Below are 23092 nucleotides of genomic sequence, written 5' to 3' on the forward strand. Positions count from 1 at the left end.
GGTCACTCCCCCTGCTGATCCAGATCGCGGTTGAGCTCCACGACGTTCACGACCGTCTCACCGAGGTAGCCGAGGTCGGGCGCCTGCGTGTGCTGCGCCACGAGGCCTCGCACCGTCTGCGGTTCGAGGCCGCGCGCGGCGGCCACACGGCCCACCTGGATCGAAGCGTACGCGGGGCTGATGTGCGGGTCGAGTCCGGATGCCGACGCGGTCACCGCGTCTGGGGGGACGGCGCTCTCGGCGACACCCTCCAGGGCCGCGACGCCGGCCCTCCGTTCGGTGATGGCCGCCACGAGGTCGGGGCTCTCGGGCCCGAGGTTCGACCCGGACGAGGAGGCGGCGTCGTAGCCGTCGCCGGCGGCCGAGGGGCGGGACTGGAAGTACTGCGGCAGCGGTTCGCCACCGGCATCCGTGAAGGCCTGTCCGAGTCGCGACGATCCGACGACCGTGCCGTCGGTATCCCGGAGGAGGGCACCGTTCGCCGAGTCGCCGAACGCGAGCTGACCCACCGCGGTGATCGCGGCGGTGTAGCCGACTCCGAGCACGAGGGTGAAGACGAGCATTGCGCGGACGGACACGCCGACGACGCGGAGGGCGCCGCGGCGCGGGGTGCGCTGCGGGCGAGGGGTGGGGGAAGTCATCAGGGATCCTCTCGAGGTCAGAAGCCGGGGATCAGGCGCACGACGAGGTCGATGAGCCCGATGCCGATGAAGGGTGCGACGACGCCGCCGAGGCCGTAGACGAGCAGGTTCCGCCCGAGGATCGACGCGGCGTCACCGGCCCGGTACCGCACGCCGCGGAGGGCGAGCGGGATGAGGGCCACGATGACGAGGGCGTTGAAGATGACCGCCGACAGCACGGCCGAGGCCGGCGAGTGCAGGCCCATGACGTTGAGCGCCCCGAGCTGCGGGAACACGCCCATGAACATGGCGGGCACGATCGCGAAGTACTTGGCGATGTCGTTCGCGATCGAGAAGGTGGTCAGCGCGCCGCGGGTGATGAGCAGCTGCTTGCCGATCCGCACGATGTCGATGAGCTTCGTCGGGTCGGAGTCGAGGTCGACCATGTTCCCTGCCTCCTTCGCCGCCGAGGTGCCGGAGTTCATCGCGACACCGACGTCGGCCTGCGCGAGGGCGGGTGCGTCGTTGGTGCCGTCCCCGGTCATCGCGACCAGCCGGCCGCCCTGCTGCTCGGAGCGGATGTAGGCGAGCTTGTCCTCCGGTGTCGCCTCGGCGAGGAAGTCGTCCACCCCCGCCTCGGCGGCGATCGCCGCGGCGGTCAGAGCGTTGTCTCCGGTGATCATCACGGTGCGGATGCCCATCGAGCGCAGTTCCGCGAAACGATCGGCGAGGCCGTCCTTCACGACGTCCTTCAGCTGGACGACCCCGAGGACGCGGGGCGGCTCGCCCGCCCGGCGCACCGCCACCACGAGCGGTGTCCCGCCCGATCGCGAGATCTGCTCGACCGCCCGGTCGAGTTCGGCCGTCCGGTCGGCATCCGCCGGGGCGCGGCCGCCAACCCACCGGGCCACCGCCGACGCGGCTCCCTTGCGGATCTCCATGCCGCCGGGCAGATCGATGCCGCTCATGCGGGTCTGCGCGGTGAAGGGCACGCTCCGCGCACCGGCGGCGGCCTCCGCCGTCACACCGGCCGCCGCCGCGAGCTCGACGATCGACGATCCCTCCGGCGTGGGGTCGGCGAGGGAAGAGAGGGCAGCCGCGCGCAGGAGCTCCTCGCGCGTGGTGCCGGCGAGGGCGATGACGTCTGAGGCGCGGCGGTTGCCGTAGGTGATCGTGCCGGTCTTGTCGAGCAGCAGCGTCGTCACGTCGCCCGCCGCCTCGACGGCACGCCCCGACATCGCGAGGACGTTCCGCTGCACCAGGCGGTCCATGCCGGCGATGCCGATGGCCGAGAGCAGCGCACCGATCGTCGTCGGGATGAGGCAGACCAGGAGGGCCACCAGGACCGGGATGCTGACGGGCGCCGCCGCGTAGGAGGCGATCGGGTTGAGGGCCAGCGCGACCACGACGAAGACGATCGACAGGCTCGCCAGGAGGATGTTCAGGGCGATCTCGTTCGGGGTCTTCTGGCGCGAGGCGCCCTCGACGAGCGCGATCATCCGGTCGACAAAGGTCTCGCCCGGCTTCGACGTGATCGCGACCACGATGCGGTCGGACAGCACGCGGGTGCCGCCGGTCACCGCACTGCGGTCACCGCCGGACTCGCGGATCACCGGAGCAGACTCGCCCGTGATCGCCGACTCGTCGATCGAGGCGATCCCCCAGACGACGTCGCCGTCGCCCGGCACGAGTTCGCCCGCGGTAACCACGACGACGTCGCCCAGGACGAGGTCAGCCGAGGAGACGACGTCGACACGCGCCGTGCGCGCCTCCGGGTCGGTGCCGGCGTCGTAGCCGATGACGCGGGACGCGGTCGTGCTGGTGCGGGTGGCGCGAAGCGAATCCGCTTGCGCGCGCCCCCGGCCCTCGGCCACCGACTCCGCGACGTTCGCGAACAGCACGGTGAGCCAGAGCCACCCGGCGATGACGGCGGTGAACGCGGCGGGCACCGCCGACCCGCCGGAATCGGCGGGTCCGCCGAGGAACGGCTCGGCGACGGCGAGCGCGGTCGTGAGCAGGGCGCCGACCCACACAATGAACATGACGGGGTTCCGCCACTGGGCGCGCGGGTCGAGCTTGCGCAGGGCGCCCGGAAGCGCCGCCGCGAGTGCGGCCGCGTCGATCCGCGCCGCGCGGGACGGGGCGGCCTGAGCCGCAGGAGGTGTGTCGATGAGGACGGACATGTTCAGACCAGACCTTCCGCCAGGGGACCCAGCGCGAGAACGGGGAAATACGTGAGAGCGGTGACGATGACGATCGTGCCGAGGTGGAGCCCGACGAACAGCGGCCGATGGGTGGGGAGGGTGCCCGCCGTGGCGGGAACCCGTTCCTGCCGGGCGAAGGATCCGGCCAGGGCGAGGACGAGCACGATCGGAACGAATCGCCCGAGCAGCATCGCGACGGCCAGCGCGGTGTTGAGCCACGGGGTGTTCGCCGTGAGGCCGGCGAACGCGGACCCGTTGTTGTTCGCCGCCGAGGTGAAGGCGTAGACGACCTCGGTGAGGCCGTGGACGCCCGGGTTCCAGATCGACGTCCCCACGACGTCGTCGCGCACGCCGGGGATGACGAAGCTCGCCGCGACGCCGCCGAGCACCAGGATCGGCGTCGCCAGGAGGGAGATGCTCGCGAGCGTGATCTCGCGGGTGCCGATCTTCTTGCCCAGGTATTCCGGCGTGCGACCGACGAGCAGCCCCGCCACGAAGACGGCGATGATCGCCACCACGAGGATCCCGTACAGGCCCGCCCCGACGCCGCCGGGAGCGACCTCGCCGAGCATCATGTTGAGGAGCGGAACCATGCCGCCGAGGGCGGTGTAGGAGTCGTGCATCGAGTTGACCGCGCCGGTGGAGGTGAGGGTGCTGGTCGCGCCGAACAGGGTCGAGCCGACGATGCCGAAGCGCGCCTCCTTTCCCTCCCAGGCGCCACCCGCGAGAGTGGGCGCGGTTCCTGCGGCGGAGAGCTCGAACGCGGTGACCGCGACGGTGGATCCGATGAACAGCACGCTCATCGTGGCGAGGATGGCGAATCCCTGTCGGTGATCGCCGACCACGGAGCCGAACGTGCGCGGGAGGGCGAACGGGATCACGAGCATCAGGAAGATCTCGAAGAGGTTGGTCCATCCCGACGGGTTCTCGAACGGGTGCGCCGAGTTGGCGTTGAAGAAGCCGCCGCCGTTGGTGCCGAGGAGCTTGATGGCCTCCTGGGAGGCGACCGGCCCGCCCGGAATGCTCTGCACAGCGCCGCTGAGCGTCGTGGCCTCGGTGACGCCCGACAGGTTCTGGATCACGCCGCCTGCCATCAGCCCGAGCGCGGCGAGGGCCGCGAACGGCAGGAGCACCCGCAGCGTTCCGCGGGTCAGGTCGACCCAGAAGTTGCCGATTCCCTGGCGTCCCTGCGACGAGAGTCCTCTGATGAGAGCGACGGCCACGGCCAGTCCGACCGCGGCGGAGACGAAGTTCTGCACGGCGAGACCCGCCGCTTGGACCGTGTAGCCGAGGGTCTGCTCGGGTGAGTACGACTGCCAGTTCGTGTTGGTGACGAACGAGATCGCGGTGTTGAAGGCGAGAGGCTCGCTCGGCGCCGCCAGGCCCAGTGAGGCTGGAAGCCACTGCTGGGTGCGCTGCAGGACGTAGACGAACACGACGCCGACGGCGGAGAACGCGAGCACGCTCCGGGCGTACGCCTGCCACGTCTGATCGGATGCCGATGAGACGCCGATGAGGCGGTAGAAGCCGCGCTCGACGCGCAGGTCGGCGGCCCTCGTGTAGGTGCGAGCCAGGTAGTCGCCGAGCGGCCGGTAGGTGACGGCGAGCGCCAGGGCGAGGGTCGCGATGAGGCCGAGCAGCGAGAGCCACTCCATCAGAACCGCTCCGGTGCGACGAGGGCGACGACGAGGTAGGCGACGGCCGCGACGGCGAGAACGGCCGCGATGATCTCGAAGACGATCACAGCTTGCTCACCGCCGTGACGAAGAGGCCGACGATCGCGAACAGCGCGAGAGCGCCGAGCACGAAGGCGATGTCCAGCACGAGGAACTCCGATTTCCGGGGAGGGCGACCCGGGATACCGGGGCGCACGCCCACTGGGCGCATCACTGATGCAACACGCACGCCGCACGGCATCCGCTCGTCCTCACGAGATCCATACGGCCGGGCTCGCCCTCCTCACGGATTCCTCACACCGCCCCGCCCGACCCCGTCGGGGCGGGCGCCGATAGGCTCGGCGGCACGGCCCTCGGAAGGGGCCCGAGAGTCGATTCAGGAGCACCGATGGCGCACGCCGACCACATCGTCGTCCTTCCGGGCGGCGGCTACGAGATGCTGGCCGACCACGAGGGCGAACCTGTCGCGGCGTGGCTTCGCACTCGCGGGATCGGGGCGAGCGTGTTCGCGTATCCCGTCCGCACGCGTCATCCTGCCCCGCTGCACTCCGTCAGGGGCGCGGTCGCCGCCGCGCGGGCAGCGGGCGCGACGCGCGTCGGGGTGCTCGGATTCTCGGCCGGCGGTCATGCCGCCGTCACCGCCGCGCTGGCGCCGGGGGCCGCCGAGAGCGAGCGGATCGACCTCGCGATCGCCGCCTACCCGGTCGTCTCGATGCAGCTCGACACGCACCAGGGGTCGCGCCTCGCCCTGCTCGGCCCGGCCGCAGGCTCCGACCTGCGCGCGCAGACGTCAGGTGACCGTCTCGTCACCGCCGAGGCGCCGCCCTTCTTCATCTGGCACACCGCCGACGACCCCGTCGTGCCCGTCTCGCACTCGCTCCTGCTGGCCTCGGCGCTGTCGGAGGCGGGGGTGCCCTACGAGCTGCACGTCTACGAGAGCGGACCGCACGGGATCGGTCTGGCTCCGGATGCCGGCACGGCGGCCGACTGGACGCGCGCCTGCGAGCGCTGGCTCACCGCCCGCGGATGGGGCGTCTGAGCACCACCTCGAGGGCGCGCCGCAGTCAGCCGGCCGGCCACTCCCAGGTGCGGAGCATGCCGCACATCCCGTAGCTCCGACCTCCCGGTCGCGGCGTGGCCCGGACGACCTCTGCCTGGCCGAGTGCGCCCGGCAGACCGTTCGCCAGCGCCGCGAGCTGTGCGTCGACGCGCGACGTCTCGGCGGCGACGGTCTCCTGCCAGATCTCGCGCCAGCGCGGCACGCGCGCCTGGACGATCGCGGCAGCGTCGCGGTGGAGCCGGGCGAGAGCGTCGGCTCCACCGGCCCGGAGCTCGGCGAATCCCGCGAGCGCGAGGTCGCGTCGCGCCCGAGCGGAGCGCTCCCGGGCGTCGCCCTCGTCGAGGGTCGCCGCCGCCGCGTAGGCGGAGGCGTCGTGGCGCACCGACGCGGGAAAGGTGAAGACGGCGTCTCCCGCCTCGGGCAGCCCGGCGTTCGACATCGCGACGAGCAGCCGCAGATCACCCCTGTTCACGAGGCGGTGGACGGTGCCGGGACTGAACCAGACGACGTCGCCCACGGCGAGCGGGTGCTCCTCGAAGCCCGCGGCGGAGAGGGTCTGCACGGCTCCCTCGCCGCCGATCACGACGTACCCCTCGCTCGAGGCGGTGTGCAGATGCGGGGTGCCCCCGCGGCATCCGTCCGGCGCCTCCCAGTCATAGACCTCGAGATCGGTCAGAGCCACCCCGCCGGGGAAGAGCGCCGTCATCGCAGGGGGCGCAGCGCGTCGGCGAGCGCCGGAGCCGCCGCCGCACCCGCGCCGGCGACACCGACGACGTAGCGGAACGTCACCGTGTCAGCGGGGGCGATCTCGAGCTCTTCGCTGAAGAAGGGCGCCGGATTGAGGCAGGCGAACTCCTCGGAGCGCGCGAACCACTGCGGCGGGTGCGACGGGTTCTCGGCGGCGTCGAGCATGACAATGAGCGACGACTCGTCGATGACGTCGTGGCGCCCGACGAAGCCCATCCACTCGTGACGCTGGCCTCGCACGTCGTTTCCCGAGCCCTCGCCGTCGGTCGTCACGAGGCGCCCTTCGGTGAACGAGCGCGGACCCCGCCAGAAAAGTCCTCCGTAGCCGGCGTTCTCCCGGCCCTTCGTCGTCGGCGATCCGATGCGGATCGGCGCCCCCGAGACGTTCGTCATGGCGATCTGGACCGTCAGCGCCCAGGAGTCGTCCGAGAGCACGCGTGCCGACAGGGCGCGCTCCTCCGTGAAGATCTGCGCTCCGGTCTCGGTCGTCCAGTCGAGGGTGTGGCGGAACCGTGCGACGCCGTCGGTGACGCTCGCCTCCTGCACGTCGAGGTGGCCCTGCGTGCCGTTGTTCGGAAGCTGGCGGTAGCCCTCGTCGCGGATGAAGGTCGGGCCGCCCCAGAAGTTCTCGTCGCCGACGACGGGCAGCGACCACGCGATGCCCTTGTGCCAGACGTGATCCCACGGGCGGTACAGGCTCACGACGCGGCCGGCGCGGGTGCGGATCGGGTCGAGGTACGGCTTGGGCGACTCGAGCTGCGGCGAATCGGGAACGAACACGTAGCGCAGCAGCTCGACGCCGTCGACGGTCACCGTGACGTCGGTGTCGCCGACCTGGAGTGAAGGAGTGGGCTCGGTCATCGCACGGTCTCTTTCCTGTCGATCGGATGCCACGGCACGGATCCGCCGTCCATCGTGGTCGCGAACGGGTGGTCGGCATCGATCTCCCCGGCGCGCACCGGAGCGCCTGTGAAGGCCGACGCGTAGGTGGCCGCGGCGAACTCCAGCGTACGGCGGGCCTCATCGGCATCCACTCCGGGCCGCTCCCCCGCGTCGAAGGCGTCGAGGATCGCGCTCAGCTGGTCGCGGTGGCTGCTCGTGGTGGCGTCACCCTCGGCATCACCGTGCCAGAGCTCGGCGAGGTGCTCCGAGCCCGCCAGGGGCGTGAAGGTCCAGTCGCCCTCGCTGTAGCCGTAGAGGTGCTCGACTTCGACCGTGGCGCGTTCGAAGTCGAAGCGCAGCCGCGAGCTCTCGCGGGGCGACACGATCGAGTTCACGACGCTCGCGATGGCGCCGTTGTCGAACTCGGCGATCGCCATCGAGACGTCCTCCGTGTCGGTCGGAAGCGCCTGCCGCGCCGCGAAGGCGGTGAGTCTGCGCCACGGGCCGAGCACGGCGAGCAGCAGATCGAACTGATGGATGCCGTGTCCCATCGTCGGACCGCCGCCCTCGGCCGCCCAGGTGCCGCGCCACGGCAGGGAGAAGTAGTCGGGGGTGCGGTGCCACAGGGTTTCGCAGGTCGCGACGAGCGGCCTGCCGAGGGCGCCCTCCCGGGCGAGCCGGGCCAGCCGCCGCCCCGCCGCACCGAAGCGGTGCTGGAAGACCGTGAGGGCGGGGACGCCGGTCTCGCGCGAGACGGCGATGAGCTCGTCCATCGCGGCGAGGCTGAGGGCGGTGGGCTTCTCGATGAGGGCCGGAACGCCCGCGCGGAGGGCCGCGACCGCAAGCGGCACGTGCGTCTGCGGCGGCGTGCAGATGTGCACGAGGTCGAGCTCCTCGTGGGCGAGCAGCTGAGCGGCGTCGGTGTAGACGACGGCGCCCGGAGCGAACTCGTCTGCGAACGCGCGGGCGCGCTGCTCGTCGACGTCGACGACGGCGACGAGGGCGATGCGCGGCTGCAGCGAGGCGATGGCCTGGGCGTGCGCGTGGGCGATGGCGCCGGTGCCGATGATGGCGGCACGGGTCGGATCAGTCATTGATCTCCCTGATAGTGAACGTTCACCTTTTCGCAGGAAGGCTATCACGGCCGATCCGCGGGCCGGCAAGGGTGACGCTGCGTGACGGCGCGGGATCAGTGCAGTGCGGCGTCGGCATCCGTCTGCCGCCAGGCCGAGAACGGGACGGTGAGACCGGCCCGGGTCGGCGCGCAGACGAAGGGCCCCGCCGACGCGGCCGCATCGGGATCGAACGGGATGACCCGCACGAGGCGGAACTCCTCGTCGTCTGCCCGGGCGCGGAGGGTGAGGGCGTCGCCCTCCCGGCTGACCCGCACGGTCACCCGGCGCCCGGTCCATTCCGGCACCGGCGCCAGCGACCAGTCCGACATGCCCGACGTCACGACGGCCCCGAGCTGCAGCTGTCCGTCGGAGAACTCGATCCCCGCCTTGACCCAGTGCTCGGCGTCGACCTTCACGAACAGCCCGGCCTGGTCGAACTGGCCCGAGAACGGGATGCCGAACTCGACCTCCATCGCCGAGCCGGACGCGAAAGGGGCGAGCAGGGCGTGCTCGGTGTCGTGGACGAAGCCGTACGAGGTGTGACGCCAGGCGTCGCTCCCCTCCGCGGCGGTCACGAGGAGCGTGTCGCCGGCGACCTCGACGGCGTCGGGCTCGGTCGTCCAGCTCCCCTCGGACCAGGCGATGGGACGGGAGGCGGATGGCGTCGACACGGTCACAGCGTATCGGCGCGGCATCCGCTCAGCCCAGCGAGATGCCCGCTGAGGCGAGGGCCGCCGTGGCGACGTCGAGTACGGCCGCGCTGTGATCGAGCCGCCGATCGCGTTCGGCGAGGTCGTGCTCGCGGATCATCCGCTCGAAGGCGCGGAACTCCTCGACCATCCGGTGGGGGTGCGCGTTCTGCTCGATGCGCTCCTCGGTGCCGTCCCGGAGCTGGAGGACCACGGCGGGGACGACGTTCGGGGTGCCGTCGACGAGCATGACGCCGTCGACCCCCTGGATCTTCGTCCGTGACGGCCCGGGCGAATCCTTCGCGCAGACGCACACGGCGGTGATGTCGCCGTAGCGGAGGACGGCGACGCCCGACGTGTCGACACCTCGCTCGATGTGCGGCGTGTACGACACCGAATCGGGGCGACCGAGCAGCCCGACGACGAGATGCAGTGTATAGATGCCGAGGTCCATCAGGGCGCCGCCGCCCTTCGCCGGATCGAACGCGGGGAGCACCGTCCCCTCCCGGAAGGCGTCGTAGCGCGAGGAGTACTGCGAGTACTCGCACTGCACGAGGCGGAGGTCGCCCAGCCGGTGAAGACCCGCGCGCATCGCGTCGACGTTCGCGAGGTACTGGTTGCTGATCGCCTCGACGAGGATCAGGCCCCGCTCTTCGGCCAGCCGGCGGAGTTCGACGAGCTCGTCTCCGGCCAGGACGAACGGCTTCTCGCAGATGACGTTGACGCCCGCGAGCAGCGCCGCGCGGGCATGCGCGGCATGCTCCGAATTGGGCAGGGCGATCCAGACCGTGTCGACCTCGGCGTCGGCGAGGCACTCGTCGAGGTCGGTGTGCACCCGACGGATGCCGTGTCGTTCGGCGATCTCGGCGAGCGCCCCCCGCCGGGCGGGGCGGCCGTAGATCGCGACGAGGTCGAGACCGTCGACATCGACCGCATGCGGGAGGAAGTCGGCGACGATCTGTCCGGCGCCGAGGATGGCGAGCTTCACGCGGTCAGGAGGTGAGGCCGATGATGAGCAGGACGATCGCGATCAGCGGCGGTGTCAACTGGATGAGGGCCGCGCGGCGCTTCGAGCGATCGGACAGCAGCAGGACGAGTCCGGCCGCGACCATGGAGCCCGTCCCGACGAAGACGAGGGTGGCGCCGACCGCCTCGTGCCCGAGCACGAGCACGACGATGCCGATGACGATCTCGATCGACAGGAACAGGTTGTAGAACCCCTGGTTGAAGGCCAGCCCCTTCGTGATGGGGATGTGCTTCTCGTCGGTGCCGAAGGTGCGACGGGCGGCGGGCCCCGCCCAGGCGATGGACTCGAGGAAGAAGATGTAGACGTGGATGGCGGCGGCGAGTGCCGCGAATACGAGCCCGGCGATGATCATGGCGTCATCATCGCAGGTCGTCGATCATCCGGCCGTAGCCCTCTCTGAAGCTCGGGTAGTCGAGGTCTCCGAGGAGCTCGCCCAGCCGGGCGCCGTCCAGGACCGTGCCGCGGCGCTCTCCCGCCGCGACGTCCGCGCGGGGCGGAGGGGCGACGCCCAGCTGTTCGGCGATGAACTGCACGACGTCGCCGAGGGTCGCGGGATGGCCGTCGACGCCGTGGAGCACCGAGGGCGGCTCCGGGTGGTCGAGAAGGGCGCGCAGGGCGCGGACGAGATCGTCTTCGTGGATGCGGTTGGTGCGCCGGTCGTAGTCGACCGGCGTGCCGGTGCGCACCTGGCGGATGAGGCGCTCTCGCCCGGGGCCGTAGATGCCGGCCGGGCGGAGGATCACCGCGCCGAAGAGCTCGGCCGCTCGCCGCTCGCCCTCCAGCAGCGCACGGGCGCGGTCACCGCCCGGCGCGGGTGCGCTCGTCTCGTCGAGTCGGCGGCCGTCGTCCGCGGCCTCGAAGACCCGGGTGGACGAGACGTAGACGGTCCGCTCCGGAAGAGCCGGAAGGGCGCGTCGCAGGTGGCCGAGAGCGTCCGAGAGGAAGGTCATCGATTCCCCCGGCGTGAGCGTGATCACCATCGCGTCGACGCGCGGGAGCTGCTCGGACAGCGGCGCCGAGAGATCGACGGCGATCCGGCCGAAGGCCTCGGGCAGGTCGGCCGGATCGCGACGGATGCCGGTGACCGCGCCGCCGCCTTCCAGGAGGGTGCGTCCGAGCGAGGTGGCGACCTTGCCGCATCCGACGAGGAGGGTGTGCGTGCGGGTCACGTGGGGGTCCTTTCGGCGCGCCGTGCGCACCGCGTCAGCCTATCCTTCAGCTACGGAGGATCCTGCGGGTGGCCCGCCTGCGCGGAGCCGATATCCTGGCGACACAGCCTCCCGCATCCGGCACACGCCGCCTCCCGCTGAACGGACTTCGCCGCATGACCGACCACGACGAATCCCTGCTCTCCCTGGTCTACGCGAGCCGGGCGGCGATTCCGTTCGATCACGCACGGCTCGTCGAACTCCTCGCGCAGAGCCGCGAGAACAATGCCCGCCGCGAGGTCACCGGCATGCTCGTCTACAGCGAGCCCGACTTCATCCAGATCCTCGAGGGTCCGTCCGATTCGGTGCGGAGCCTCCTGGCGATCATCGCCGACGACGGTCGTCACACCGATGTGCGCGTCCTGCTCGAGGAGACGATCGCCGAGCGCCGATTCGCCGCGTGGTCGATGGGCTACGAGCCGAGCGACCCCGCCGACGCGATCGCGGCCCCGCAGGGTGCTGCCGCCACCGGTATCGGCAGCGATGATCCCGCGGTGTCCAGCCGCGCCGTCGACGATCTCGGCGACTGGTTCCGTACCCGGACGGACACGCCCGCCTAAGCCCGGTGCGCGTGACCACGGTCGCGCGCAGCGACCTCGACGATCGCGTGCGGGGTACATCCAGAGGATGACGGGGGTGGTCCTCTCTGCCGATGCGGTGAGCGCGACCCCTGGCGAGGCTGGAAGCATGCAGCATCCACACTCCCCCACGTCCACTCCGCCCGTGCTCTCCGCCGCAGGACTCGTCAAGCGCTACGGCGAGACGACCGCGCTCGACGACGTGAACCTGACCGTGCGAAGCGGCGAATCGGTGGCGATCATGGGCGCTTCGGGGTCGGGCAAGACGACGCTCCTCCACGTCCTCGCGGGCATCACGGTTCCCGACGCGGGAGACGTGCGGTTCACGGGCCGGTCGGGGCCGGTAGCTGTGCCGCAGCTGAGCGACGCCGAGCGCTCCCGGCTTCGCCGCGAAGAGTTCGGGTTCGTCTTCCAGCAGGGGTTCCTGCTGCCCGAGCTCACCGCCGCCGAGAACGTCGCCCTCCCGCTCCTCATGAACGGTGCCAAGAAGAATGCCGCGCGGGAGCACTCGCTCGGCTGGCTCGCCGCACTCGGCCTCGCAGGCATGGAGGACCGGCGGCCCGGTCAGCTGTCGGGCGGTCAGGCGCAGCGAGTCGCGATCGCCCGCGCACAGGCCACGGGCGCATCGGTCACGTTCGCCGACGAGCCGACCGGCGCCCTCGATTCGGTGACCAGCGACGAGGTGATGACCGCGCTCCTCCAGTCGACGACGGGTCAGCGACGATCCCTTGTTGTCGTGACCCACGACGAGTCGGTCGCCGCCCGCTGCTCCCGCGTCGTGCGCATGCGCGACGGTCGCGTGCACGCCGACTCCGGGGCGGGTGCCCGATGACCGCGATCGCTCCCCTCCGCCGCCGCGACGAGGTTGCGCCGATGCTCCGCATCCTGTGGCTCGTCGCTCGTCCCGGCGCGCAGTCGACGGCGGTGCTCCTCCTCCCGGTGATCGCCTTCGCGGTCACTACTGCGCTGCTCCTCACGGTCGCCGGCGGAACGGCGATGTTCTTCTCCTGGAGCGAGCGCGACGTGCTCTACCCAGCACTCGGGGCCATCGCGTGCACCCTGCTCGTCGTGCCACTCATCTCCCTCAGCGGCGTCGCCGCCCGCCTGTCGGCCCGCCGACGTGACGACCGGCTCGCAACGCTCCGTCTCCTGGGGGCGACCAGCGCCGGGGTCACTCTCCTCGCCGTCGCCGAATCGACCGTCCTCGCCGCCGTCGGCGTGGCCGTCGGCGTCGTGCTGCACGTGGCGCTGGTCCCCCTCGTCGGACTCATTCCCTTCGGTGGAGCCCCGGTCGGCGCCGCCGCTCTCTTCCTCACCCCGTCGGCGGGTCTCCTCGTCTGCGCCGGCGTCGTCGCGATCGCGGCGATCAGTGCCGCGATCGGTCTCCGCCGCGTCCGGATCACGCCCCTCGGAGTGCGGGCCCGAACCGACGCCCCGCCGCTGCGCTACGGCCGCGTCCTCATCGGCGTGGTCGTCATCGGGGCAGCTGTCGCCGCCCTGCAGGTGGCTCCCGGCGACCTGCTCCTCTCCATGGTCGTCATCTGCGGTGCGCTCGCCGCCGCCATCGCCGTGCTCAACCTCGTCGGTCCGTGGGTCCTCGGGGTGATCGGGCGTGCTCAGCTGAAGGCGGCACGCGGCGCTGCGGCGCTCGTTGCGGCGCGCGGCGTTCTGGAAGACCCCAAGGCGGCGTGGCGTCAGGTCTCCGGCATCGCGATGACGAGCTTCATCGCCGTCGTCGGCGGGGTGGGACTGGCGCGGATCGACGACATCGGCGACGTCGACCCGATCATGGCCGACATTCGCACCGGCATCCTGGTGACCCTCGCGGTCTCGTTCGTGATGGTCGCCTGCACGGTGGGCGTCAGCCAGGCCGCGGCGATCCTCGATCGTCGGGAGGTGTGGGTGAACCTCGATCGCGCCGGCATGCCCGACAAGACGATGACTGCGATCCGTCGCCGTCAGGTGCTGATGCCGCTGGTCGCGACGGTCGTGGTCTCCGTGACGGTGGGTGGCCTGCTCGTCGCCCCCCTCGTCGGCGCGGCGCTCCTCTTCGAGCCGCTGTCGCTCGTCGTGATCGCGTCGTGCTTCGCTCTCGGCTTCGCGTGCGTTCTCGGGGCACTGCGCGCCACCGATCCGGTGCTCCGCCGGGCCCTCGCCGAGCCCGTCTCTGCCGGGGCGTGAGCGCCTCGCGTCGGCGCGCTCAGTCCGCGTTCTGTCGGATGAAGCGCACCGGCGCGTCGGCGACCGGCAGGCCCGACGTCCGGATCGCGGCCTCGATCGCCGTGTGCTGCGCCTCGGGTGCGACGATCTGCACGGGCTCGCCGGCCTCCGTTCTCCCGGCGCCCCAGAAGCTGGTGACGGCGTGCTGGTCGGCCAACTCGGTGAGGAGGCGGACGTAGCGGTTGTGATACTCCGGGTCGAACGTCACTCCGAGCGAGGCGGAATCGATCTCGACCGGATCGTTCGGGTCGACACCCGCGGATTCATGGATGCGGACGGCGTGAGCGAGAAGCGGGAGCGCGTCACGGAGATCGGCGCCGTCTTCTCCGAGCGCCACGAGAGCGAAACCACCGTTGTCCCAGGTCGTGGGCTGCAGATCGATTCCGAGCTCCAGCCGGTCGACCTCGGCGACGAGCGCGGTCGCATCGAAGCCGAACCCGAGGCAGTCGGCGCCGCGCGCCGTGCCCGGCGTCATCGGCCAGCTGTGCATCGACACCACCTGCCCAGCCGAAGTGGGGACGCGCACAGACCAGGCCACCGGACCGGTGTACTCGATCGCACATGCGGCGTCGAGGAAGCCCTCCACGTGCGATGGGTCGACCGTCATCTCGATCCGCGCCGACGGATCGGCGAAGATCGGCGCTTCGACCCAGCGCTCAGACGAGGTGACGTCGGCTCCGGGGAGCGCGTCGAGGTGTGCGGCGACCCGGGTGAACTCCGCGTCGGGTCGGTCGAAGTGCGTCTCGTCGACCATCCAGCCGAACACGACGGCCGCGCCGGTGGCGAGGCCGAGCGCGCCGACGATCGCCGCAGACGCCCACACGCGGCGCCGTACGGTCATGCCGTGACGGTCATCCATACGTCGAGTCTCATCGCGCCCCGGCGAGTGGTCAACCGCCGGCCGAGATCATCATTGCCTGTTCACCCGGCTAGGAGAACCGCACGTCTCGACGCGTCTCGAGGCCGCTCGACATCGCCGCAGAAGGGACGATAAGAGCCGAAGAACCTGCGGAGACGGAGGGATTTGAACCCTCGGTCCCCTTGCGAGGACTCCACCTTAGCAGGGTGGTGCACTAGGCCTGACTATGCGACGTCTCCAGGCATCCGGTCGCGAGCGACGCGAATGCGCTCAGCAAGCATAACCGTTCAGACCCCGAGGATCGAACCACGGATGCCGCGGGCGCGGCCGTCGGATCAGCCCTGCGCGCGGGTGCAGGTGACCTGAGCCGCCGACTGGCCCGTGATGCCGCTCGGCAGCTCCACTGCGGCGTCGCCGTCGGCAGGAGGGGTCGCTGTGGCATCCGGAGTCGCGGACGGCGTGCCCGAGGGACCATCGGTCGGCGCCGGAGTGGGACCGCCCGCCTCTCCCACGACCTCGACGCCGTTTCCGCCACTGACCTCGCCGGTGAGCGCGATGGGCTTGTTCTCGGCGAGCGCCGCGAACAGCTGATCGGCATCCGACGTCACCGGAAGCACACGTCCCCCGCCGGGGGCGTAGACGGTCGGGTACTGGACGAACTTGATGTCCTCGTACGAGACATCGGAGACGGCCATGGCGATCTGGACCATCCGCTGCGGGTTGGAGAGCGACTCGCTGAGCACCAGTTGCCCCTCGTTCACCTGGCGCACCGCGGTGTTCGCGAGGTTCAGGAGGACGGGATAGTTGCTGAGCACGGCACCCGACTGCAGCTTGCGGACCAGCGAGCCCATGAACTGCTGCTGGTTCGAGATGCGCCCGAGGTCGGAGCCGTCACCGATGCCGTGCCGGATGCGGAGGAACTGCAGCGCCTCGGCGCCGACGAGTGTGTGCTCACCGGCTTTCAGGTCGAGTCCGGTGTGGCGGTCTTTGACGTCACCACTCAGGCAGACGTCGACGCCGCCGATCGCGTCGGACATGTTGATCACGCCGGTCCAGCGGATGGCCGCGGCGAACTGGATGTCGACTCCGGTCAGCTCCTCGACCGTCGTGACGGTGCAGGGAAGGCCGCCGTACATGTACGACGCGTTGATCATCTGCGCGCTCATCGCGGGGTACGCCCCACCCTCGGGGTTCTCGCACGAGGGGATGGGCACGATCATGTCGCGGGGGAACGAGACGACCGTCACACGGCGGGGCGAATCGCTGATGTGGACGAGCATGGTGACGTCATTGCGCTCACCGCCGTCGTCGTGGGCGCAGCGGGGGAAGAGCTTGAGGTCCTGACCCTCGCAGGAGTCGGTGCCGACGACGAGCATGTTGACGCCGCCCTCGATCTCACCGATGTGCGGGGGCAGCTCGTCGTTTCCGAGCGAGACGCTCGTCTCGTCGAGCGCGCGCGAGGCGTCCCACACGTAGAACCCGCCGATCGCCGCGACGCTGACCGCGGCCACCACGAGCATCGCGCCGAGGATCGTGAGGACCTGAACGAACGGGTTCGGCGACGAGAGCGCACCGTGTCGGGCGACGGGCTGACGTCGGAACTTCGACGCCTTCGCCTCGGACTTTGCGCTCACGGATCACCTTTCAGACACTGCGGAGGGTGTGGGATTCGAACCCACGGGACATTGCTGCCCACCGGTTTTCAAGACCGGATCCTTCGGCCGCTCGGACAACCCTCCCGAGGACGCCACGAGGCATCCATCGAACAGGCGACGAGTCTAGCCGACCCCAGAACGCTCCCATTGTCGCGGGAACGGCTGAGCGCAGCCTGTGGAGGAGCGTCAGAGCGCGGACAGCACCGCGGTCACGCCACCCTCGGACACGGATGCCGTGAGCTCGGACGCCTCGCTCAGAACCTCCTCGGGGCCCTGGCCCATGGCGATCGCCCGACCGCCGTGCGCCACCGCCCACCGGAACATGCCGATGTCGTTGCGCCCGTCACCGATCACGACGACGTGCGCCGGTTCGATGGCGAGCCAGGCGCGCACCTGCTCGAGGGCCGTCGCCTTGTCGACGCCCTGGGGGGCGATGTCGAGCCAGGCCGACCAGCCCACGGCGTACGAGACCTCGTTGAGGCCGATGCGCGACACGAGGTCGAGGAAGTCCTCGTCGCCCTCATCGTCGGACACGACGACCACGCGCGAGACGGGCTGCGCCGACAGACCTTCGAACTCGACGCGATCGGCGTGCGCAAGGTTCCACTCGTCGAAGTCGCGCGTGTAGAGCCGGCGGCCGTCGGGAAGCTCGACCATGTACTTCGCATCGGGCAGGTGGTCGCGAAGAAGTGTCAGCACCTCGGTCGCGTCGAACTGCTCGGTGCGGAACCGTTCGTAGCCCGCGGTCTCGCCGATACGGCGCAGGATGACGGCTCCATTCGAGCAGACCACGTACTCCGGCGTCAGCTGCAGGTGCTCGAGGATGTGGCGCGTGCCCTCCCAGGAGCGCCCCGTCGCGAGCATGACCTCGTGTCCGGCATCCTGCGCCGCCGCCACCGCGTCGACCACGCCCGGGCTGTACGTCTCGTCCTCGAGCAGCACCGTCCCGTCGATGTCGAGTGCGATGAGCAGCCGCTCGCGCGGCGCCTCGGGGGCGTCGTCGGCGATCTCCTCGACGATGTCGGCAGCGGTGTCGGGCGAGACCTGCTCGACGCGACCGGATGCGGTGCCCTGCGACGTCACGCGATCGGCTCCGCCACCTCGAGGCCGCCCAGGTAGGGGCGCAGCACCTCGGGGATGACCACCGACCCGTCTTCACGCTGGTGCGTCTCGAGCAACGCGACGATCCAGCGCGTGGTGGCGAGCGTTCCGTTCAGCGTCGCGACCGGCGTCGTGCGGCCGGCGCCGTCGGCCGACGGGCGGTGACGGATGTCGAGTCGGCGCGCCTGATAGGTCGTGCAGTTCGAGGTCGAGGTCAGCTCGCGGTACGCGCCCTGGGTGGGAACCCACGCCTCGACGTCGTACTTGCGTGCCGCCGACGACCCGAGGTCGCCCGCAGCCACGTCGATCACGCGGTATGCCAGGCCGAGGTCCTGCAGCATGCGCTCCTGCATCTCGACGAGGCGCAGGTGCTCCGCCTCAGCATCCTCGGGAGTCGTGTAGACGAACATCTCGAGCTTGTTGAACTGGTGCACGCGGATGATGCCGCGGGTGTCCTTGCCGTGCGAACCGGCCTCGCGGCGGTAGCAGGTCGACCAGCCGGCGTAGCGCTTGGCGCCGCGCTCGAGGTCGAGGATCTCGCCCATGTGATAGCCGGCGAGGGGCACTTCGCTCGTCCCGACGAGGTAGAGGTCGTCGTCGTCGAGATGGTAGACCTCATCGGCGTGCTGCCCGAGGAAGCCGGTGCCGCGCATGACCTCGGCGCGCACGAGCGTCGGCGGGATCATCGGGATGAAGCCCGCCTCGAGCGCGCGGTCGAGGCCCAGGTTCATCAGGGCGAGCTCGAGACGCGCGCCGATGCCGGTGAGGAACGAGAACCGGGCGCCCGAGACCTTGGCGCCGCGCTCCATGTCGATCGCACCGAGCTTCTCGCCGATCGCGAGGTGGTCGCGCGGCTCGAAGTCGAACGCGACCGGCTCGCCGTGGGTGCGGAGGGTGACGAAGTCGGCCTCGCCACCGGCGGGCACGCCCTCGAGCACGATGTTCTCGATCTTCGCGAGCGCGGCGGCGGCGGCCTCCTCGGCGACGGCGACGGCCTGCTGGGCGACCTTGACCTGTTCGCTCAGCTGCTTGCCCGCGGCGACGAGGGCGGGCTTCTCGTCCTTGGGGGCCTTCGCGACGGTCTTGCCGTGCGCGTTCTGCGCGGCTCGGAGCTCCTCGAAGGTCGTGATCGCGGCGCGGCGGGCACGGTCGGCGTCAAGCGCGGAATCGACGGTGTCCGGGGACTCCCCTCGTGCTTCCTGCGAGCGCTTGACGAGCGCGGGGTCGTCACGGAGGAGAGCCAAATCGATCACCCGGTAAGTCTAGTCGCGGCACGGCGGCCCGCCCCGGCAGGTCTGGCAGGCGAGGGGCCCTACTCTTTAGGCATGGCGACCGACCCCGGCACGACAGCACGTCCCGATGACGCACCCGACGACGGCGGGGCCGCCGACGGGTCGGCCGATGTGATCCGGGAGCCCGGTGACGTCACCCCCGACACCACCGACGGCGAGACGGGCGAGGCGCGTCGCGTCGACGAGAGCGGCGAGACCGAGCCCCTTCCCGACACCGACGGGCGCCCGAGCCCGAAGGCCGCGCTCATCTACAACCCGACGAAGGTCGACGGCGACGAGCTGCGCGAGCTGGTCGCGTCGCTTGCGAAGGATGCCGGCTGGTCGGAGCCCCTCTTCTACGAGACCACGGTCGACGACCTCGGCGACGACGTCACCCGTCAGGCGCTCGCGGAGAAGGTCACCGCGGTGCTGGTCGCCGGCGGCGACGGAACGGTCCGCGCCGTCAGCGAGGCGATGACCCACTCGAAGGTTCCGCTGACCATCGTCCCCAGCGGCACGGGCAACCTGCTCGCCCGCAACCTGCGACTGCCGCTCGACGACGCCGCGACCATGGTCGCGGCCACGTTCTCGGGAGACACCGTCGCGATCGACGTGGGCCTCGCCGAGCTCCGGCGCGCCGACGGCGGTTCGGCCGAGCACGCCTTCGTCGTCATGGGCGGCATGGGCCTCGACGCGGCGATGATCGCGAACACGAACAGCGACCTCAAGAAGCGGGTCGGCTGGGTGGCCTACGTCGACGGCGCCGCGCGCTCGCTGGCTCAGGCGAAGCCGTTTCCGGTCATGTACCAGGTGCCGCGTCACCGGGTGCACCGCGCCAACGTGCAGAGCGTCATGTTCGCGAACTGCGGCTCGCTGCAGGCCGGCCTCGAACTCATCCCCGAGGCATCCATCACCGACGGCGAGCTCGACATCGCGATCCTGCAGCCCCGCAGCGCGTTCGGCTGGCTGCTCGTGTGGCGACGCCTCGCGTGGGACAACAGCGTGCTCCGGAGGTTCCGCGCCGGTCGCCGCATCCTCGCGCTCCGGACCGCCGACAACTCGGTGCGGTACACGAAGGGCATCGGCATCGACCTCGTCGCCGAACAGGCCCACCCCGTCCAACTCGACGGAGACGAGTTCGGCGAGGCGACCCGGGTGCGTGTCCGGGTGGCAGCCGGAGCCCTGACCCTCGCGATCCCGAGCGGTCACCGGATCACCGTCGCCTGACCCTCCTAGACGTCGAGCTCGGCCCCGCGCAAGAGGCGGGCTCGATCACCCTCGCCCGGGCAGGATGAGGAGATGACGTCCCCCTCGATCGTCTGGTTTCGCGACGATCTCCGCCTCGCCGACCACCCTGCCCTCCGCGCCGCCGTCGACCGGGACGCCCCGGTCATCGGCCTCTACGTGCTCGACGAGGAGTCGGCTGGCATCCGTCCTCTCGGCGGCGCAGCCCGCTGGTGGCTGCACCACTCGCTCACCTCGCTCGCCGAGCGCCTCGCCGAACGCGGCGGCCGCCTCATCCTCCGGCGCGGCCCTGCCGAGCGCGTCGTGCGCGAGGTCGTGGCGGATGCGGGAGCCTCAGCCGTCTTCTGGAACCGCCGCTACGGCGGCCCGGAGCGGGAGATCGACGCGGCCCTCAAACAGGGCCTCCGCGGCGACGGCATCGAGGTCGCGTCGTTCGCCGGATCGCTGCTGTTCGAGCCGTGGACGGTCACGACGGGCGCCGGAAAGCACTTCTCGGTCTACAGCCCGTTCTGGCGCGCATGCCTCGCCCTGCCGTCGCCCCGGGCGCCGCTGCCCGAGCCGCGCGAGATCGAGGCGCCCACGCGGGTGCCGGCCTCGGACGACCTCGCTGACTGGGACCTGCTGCCGACCACGCCCGACTGGGCGGGCGGACTCCGGGAGATGTGGGAGCCCGGCGAACCGGCCGCGCGTCGCCGCCTCGCCGAGTTCCTCTCCGAGGACATCGCGGCGTACGACCGCACCCGCGACGAACCCGGTGCCGGGGCGACCTCCCAGCTGTCACCGCGACTGCGTTGGGGCGAGCTCAGCCCGCACACCGTCTGGCACGAGGCCGTCGGCGTGAAGGATGCGAGCCGGTTCCTCTCGGAGATCGGGTGGCGTGAGTTCGCCTGGCACACGCTGTACCACTTCCCCGATCTGGCGACGAAGAATCTCCGACCCGACTTCGACGCCTTCCCGTGGCCCCGCCTGAAGCCTGCGGCGCTGCGCGCCTGGCAGCGGGGACAGACGGGCTACGCGATCGTCGACGCGGGCATGCGGGAGCTCTGGGAGACCGGATACATGCACAACCGGGTGCGGATGATCACGGCATCCTTCATGATCAAGAACCTCCTGATCGACTGGCGCCACGGCGAGGAGTGGTTCTGGGACACGCTCGTCGACGCCGACGGTGCGAGCAACTCGTTCAACTGGCAGTGGGTCGCGGGATCCGGCGCCGACGCTGCTCCGTACTTCCGGATCTTCAACCCCGAGCTGCAGGCGGGAAAGTTCGACAAGGACGGCCACTACGTGCGCGAGTGGGCGCCGGAGTACCGTGCCCCCGAAGGACAGCCGCCCCAGCCGATCGTCGACCTGAAGGCATCCCGTCAGGCGGCGCTCGACGCCTACGAGAAGGTCAAACAGGCCGGCCGCACCGCCTCGGAGTGAGACAACCCGCACGAACGACCGCGCCGCGGGAGCGGACCCGAAGGCCTGCCCCCGCGGCGCGGGACGTGTTGTCAGCGGGTGGTGATCACTCGGCGACGGGGATGGACTGCGCCTTCAGCGCCGACACGGTCGACGTCTGTGCCGCCTCGAGGGCTTCGAGCAGCGTGCCCTGACCGGTCACGGCCTGCTGGAAGCCGTCCGACACATCGGCGTAGGTCTGCGTCATGGTCGGGCCCCACACGAAGTCGGGGTTGACCTGACCGGCCGCTTCCGCGAACACGTCGTAGATCTTCTGGCCGCCGTAGAACTCGACGCCTTCCTGCAGCGACGCGAGCGACAGGCCGTCGGTCGTGGCCGGGTAGATGTTCGCCGACTTGTTCAGAGCGGTGAGCGCCTCCTCGGAGGTGTTCAGCCACAGCGCGAACTTCGACGCCTCGTAGAGGTGGTCGGTGCCCTTGAAGACCGCGACGGACGAGCCGCCCCAGTTGCCCGAGGCCTGGCCGCCCTCTTCCCACTGCGGGGACGGAGCGACGGACCACTTGCCCGCGGTGTCGGGAGCGCCCGAGGAGATCGAGTTGGCACCCCAGACGGCGGAGTTCCAGGACCAGACCTCACCCGAGTTGTAGGCGTTGTTCCACTCTTCGGTCCAGGCCGGGTACGTCGAGACGAGGTCTTCGTCGAGCAGTTCCTGCCAGTAGTCGGCGACGGTCTTCGACTGCTCGCCGGCTAGGTCGACGCTCCACTGCTCGCCGTCGTTCGAGAACCAGTCGCCACCGGTCTGCCAGACGAAGCCGGCGAACTGGTTGATGTCGGCGGTCGAGAAGTTGGTGATGTACCCACCGGCGTCGCGGATGGTCCGCGCGGCTTCCTTGTACTCGTCCCACGTCGTCGGGACCTCGATGTTGTTCGCCTCGAACAGGTCCGAGCGGTAGAACAGCGCCATGGGACCGGAGTCCTGCGGCACGCCGTAGACGCCTTCGGAGCCCAGGGTGACCTGGCCCCAGGTCCACGGGATGAACTGGTCCTCGGCGGCGACGATCTCTTCGCACGCGGACAGGTCCTCGAGACCGTCCTGCACGCGGAAGCTCGACAGCGCGTCGTACTCGATCTGGCCGAGGTCGGGCGCGTTGCCGGCCTCGAGCTGGCTGAAGAAGCTCGAGTAGGTGCCGGAGTTGCCGTTCGGCCCGGTCTGGACCTCGACCTGGATGTCGGGGTTGGCTTCGTTCCACGTGGCGGCGACGTCTTCGATGCCGGGGATCCACGAGGTGAACGAGAGCGTGACGTCGCCCTCGGAGGGAGCGCACGCGGCGGGATCGGCAGCGCCGCCCGCGTTCTCGCCACCGCCACCGCCGCCGGCGCAGCCGGCGAGGGTGAATGCGGTGAGCAGTGCGACGCCGGTGACGACTGCCTTCTTGGTGTGCTGCATGGGAGTTCCAATCTGTTCTTTGATCGGGTGTTACAGGGGTGATCAGGTGTTATCGGGATGCCGCAGGGTGCGCCTGCGGCGGGA

Annotated in this window: 23 protein-coding genes and 2 tRNA genes; 6 read left to right on the forward strand and 19 right to left on the reverse strand. The window is 70.7% G+C overall.

Annotated elements, in window-relative coordinates:
• Nucleotides 1-2: 2 nt before the first annotated feature.
• From kdpC to ACJJV7_RS01915, 5 genes are read right to left on the reverse strand one after another with little or no spacing between them, the layout of a single operon-like run.
• The gene (gene kdpC, locus ACJJV7_RS01895; RefSeq protein ID WP_405371907.1) at nt 3-641 is read right to left on the reverse strand and encodes a K(+)-transporting ATPase subunit C; all 639 of its coding nucleotides are present in this window, start codon (nt 639-641) and stop codon (nt 3-5) included.
• Between the two features lie 17 nt (nt 642-658).
• Nucleotides 659-2803 carry a potassium-transporting ATPase subunit KdpB gene (kdpB, locus tag ACJJV7_RS01900; RefSeq protein ID WP_405371909.1) on the reverse strand — a complete coding sequence of 715 codons (2145 nt, stop codon included), beginning with the start codon at nt 2801-2803 and terminating at the stop codon, nt 659-661.
• A gap of 2 nt (nt 2804-2805) precedes the next feature.
• Nucleotides 2806-4479, reverse strand: coding sequence for a potassium-transporting ATPase subunit KdpA (gene kdpA / locus ACJJV7_RS01905; RefSeq protein WP_405371911.1), 1674 nt, complete (start codon nt 4477-4479; stop codon nt 2806-2808).
• Nucleotides 4479-4568, reverse strand: coding sequence for a potassium-transporting ATPase subunit F (locus ACJJV7_RS01910; protein WP_405371913.1), 90 nt, complete (start codon nt 4566-4568; stop codon nt 4479-4481). The genes kdpA and ACJJV7_RS01910 overlap by 1 nt, the downstream gene beginning before the upstream one ends.
• Nucleotides 4565-4714, reverse strand: coding sequence for a hypothetical protein (locus ACJJV7_RS01915; RefSeq protein WP_405371914.1), 150 nt, complete (start codon nt 4712-4714; stop codon nt 4565-4567). The genes ACJJV7_RS01910 and ACJJV7_RS01915 overlap by 4 nt, the downstream gene beginning before the upstream one ends.
• Before the next feature lie 174 nt (nt 4715-4888).
• Between ACJJV7_RS01915 and ACJJV7_RS01920 the strand changes: the two genes are divergently transcribed.
• Complete coding sequence (locus ACJJV7_RS01920) at nt 4889-5539, forward strand: alpha/beta hydrolase (protein WP_405371916.1); 651 nt, start codon at nt 4889-4891, stop codon at nt 5537-5539.
• 25 nt (nt 5540-5564) lie between these two features.
• Here the strand turns inward: ACJJV7_RS01920 and ACJJV7_RS01925 are convergent, their stop codons facing one another.
• The 7 genes from ACJJV7_RS01925 to ACJJV7_RS01955 form a co-directional block, all read right to left on the reverse strand.
• On the reverse strand, nt 5565-6266 hold the full coding sequence (locus ACJJV7_RS01925) for a cupin domain-containing protein (protein WP_405371918.1): 702 nt from the start codon (nt 6264-6266) through the stop codon (nt 5565-5567).
• A complete protein-coding gene (locus tag ACJJV7_RS01930) occupies nt 6263-7168 on the reverse strand; it encodes a PmoA family protein (protein ID WP_405371920.1) in 906 nt (301 codons plus the stop codon). The genes ACJJV7_RS01925 and ACJJV7_RS01930 overlap by 4 nt, the downstream gene beginning before the upstream one ends.
• A complete protein-coding gene (locus tag ACJJV7_RS01935) occupies nt 7165-8283 on the reverse strand; it encodes a Gfo/Idh/MocA family protein (RefSeq protein WP_405371922.1) in 1119 nt (372 codons plus the stop codon). The genes ACJJV7_RS01930 and ACJJV7_RS01935 overlap by 4 nt, the downstream gene beginning before the upstream one ends.
• A 95-nt stretch (nt 8284-8378) precedes the next feature.
• Entirely contained in the window at nt 8379-8975 is a 597-nt protein-coding gene (locus ACJJV7_RS01940) for a DUF1349 domain-containing protein (protein WP_405371924.1), read from the reverse strand.
• Between the two features lie 28 nt (nt 8976-9003).
• Entirely contained in the window at nt 9004-9981 is a 978-nt protein-coding gene (locus ACJJV7_RS01945; RefSeq protein WP_405371926.1) for a Gfo/Idh/MocA family protein, read from the reverse strand.
• A 4-nt stretch (nt 9982-9985) separates the two neighbouring features.
• Nucleotides 9986-10372, reverse strand: coding sequence for a DUF1304 domain-containing protein (locus ACJJV7_RS01950; RefSeq protein WP_405371927.1), 387 nt, complete (start codon nt 10370-10372; stop codon nt 9986-9988).
• Between the two features lie 7 nt (nt 10373-10379).
• Nucleotides 10380-11189 (reverse strand): SDR family NAD(P)-dependent oxidoreductase, encoded by an 810-nt coding sequence (locus ACJJV7_RS01955; protein WP_405371928.1) that lies wholly within the window; start codon nt 11187-11189, stop codon nt 10380-10382.
• Between the two features lie 155 nt (nt 11190-11344).
• On the opposite strand from ACJJV7_RS01955, the gene ACJJV7_RS01960 reads away from it, so the two are divergent.
• From ACJJV7_RS01960 to ACJJV7_RS01970, 3 genes are all read left to right on the forward strand, one after another.
• Nucleotides 11345-11788, forward strand: coding sequence for a BLUF domain-containing protein (locus ACJJV7_RS01960; RefSeq protein WP_405371930.1), 444 nt, complete (start codon nt 11345-11347; stop codon nt 11786-11788).
• 127 nt (nt 11789-11915) lie between these two features.
• The gene (locus ACJJV7_RS01965; protein ID WP_405371932.1) at nt 11916-12638 is read left to right on the forward strand and encodes an ABC transporter ATP-binding protein; all 723 of its coding nucleotides are present in this window, start codon (nt 11916-11918) and stop codon (nt 12636-12638) included.
• A complete protein-coding gene (locus ACJJV7_RS01970; protein WP_405371934.1) occupies nt 12635-13987 on the forward strand; it encodes an FtsX-like permease family protein in 1353 nt (450 codons plus the stop codon). The genes ACJJV7_RS01965 and ACJJV7_RS01970 overlap by 4 nt, the downstream gene beginning before the upstream one ends.
• Nucleotides 13988-14006: 19 nt before the next feature.
• On the opposite strand, the gene ACJJV7_RS01975 is transcribed toward ACJJV7_RS01970, so the two are convergent.
• From ACJJV7_RS01975 to serS, 6 genes are all read right to left on the reverse strand, one after another.
• Nucleotides 14007-14867, reverse strand: coding sequence for a hypothetical protein (locus tag ACJJV7_RS01975; protein WP_405371936.1), 861 nt, complete (start codon nt 14865-14867; stop codon nt 14007-14009).
• Between the two features lie 168 nt (nt 14868-15035).
• Nucleotides 15036-15124: transfer RNA gene (locus tag ACJJV7_RS01980), tRNA-Ser, on the reverse strand.
• A 96-nt stretch (nt 15125-15220) separates the two neighbouring features.
• Nucleotides 15221-16519, reverse strand: coding sequence for an LCP family protein (locus tag ACJJV7_RS01985; protein ID WP_405371938.1), 1299 nt, complete (start codon nt 16517-16519; stop codon nt 15221-15223).
• Nucleotides 16520-16539: 20 nt separating this feature from the next.
• Nucleotides 16540-16624: transfer RNA gene (locus ACJJV7_RS01990), tRNA-Ser, on the reverse strand.
• Between the two features lie 102 nt (nt 16625-16726).
• Complete coding sequence (locus ACJJV7_RS01995) at nt 16727-17623, reverse strand: HAD family hydrolase (RefSeq protein WP_405371940.1); 897 nt, start codon at nt 17621-17623, stop codon at nt 16727-16729.
• Entirely contained in the window at nt 17620-18894 is a 1275-nt protein-coding gene (gene serS, locus ACJJV7_RS02000) for a serine--tRNA ligase (RefSeq protein ID WP_405371942.1), read from the reverse strand. The genes ACJJV7_RS01995 and serS overlap by 4 nt, the downstream gene beginning before the upstream one ends.
• Before the next feature lie 72 nt (nt 18895-18966).
• Between serS and ACJJV7_RS02005 the strand changes: the two genes are divergently transcribed.
• Both ACJJV7_RS02005 and ACJJV7_RS02010 read left to right on the forward strand, forming a co-directional pair.
• Nucleotides 18967-20139, forward strand: a complete 1173-nt coding sequence (locus tag ACJJV7_RS02005; RefSeq protein ID WP_405371944.1) for a diacylglycerol/lipid kinase family protein — start codon at nt 18967-18969, stop codon at nt 20137-20139.
• Nucleotides 20140-20211: 72 nt separating this feature from the next.
• Nucleotides 20212-21582 carry a cryptochrome/photolyase family protein gene (locus ACJJV7_RS02010; RefSeq protein ID WP_405371946.1) on the forward strand — a complete coding sequence of 457 codons (1371 nt, stop codon included), beginning with the start codon at nt 20212-20214 and terminating at the stop codon, nt 21580-21582.
• Nucleotides 21583-21667: 85 nt separating this feature from the next.
• Here ACJJV7_RS02010 and ACJJV7_RS02015 read toward each other — a convergent pair whose 3' ends face one another.
• A complete protein-coding gene (locus tag ACJJV7_RS02015) occupies nt 21668-23008 on the reverse strand; it encodes an ABC transporter substrate-binding protein (protein WP_405371947.1) in 1341 nt (446 codons plus the stop codon).
• Between the last annotated feature and the right edge of the window lie 84 nt (nt 23009-23092).

Origin of the sequence: Microbacterium sp. Ld4 (genome assembly GCF_045066555.1) — a bacterium.
GTDB lineage: Bacteria > Actinomycetota > Actinomycetes > Actinomycetales > Microbacteriaceae > Microbacterium.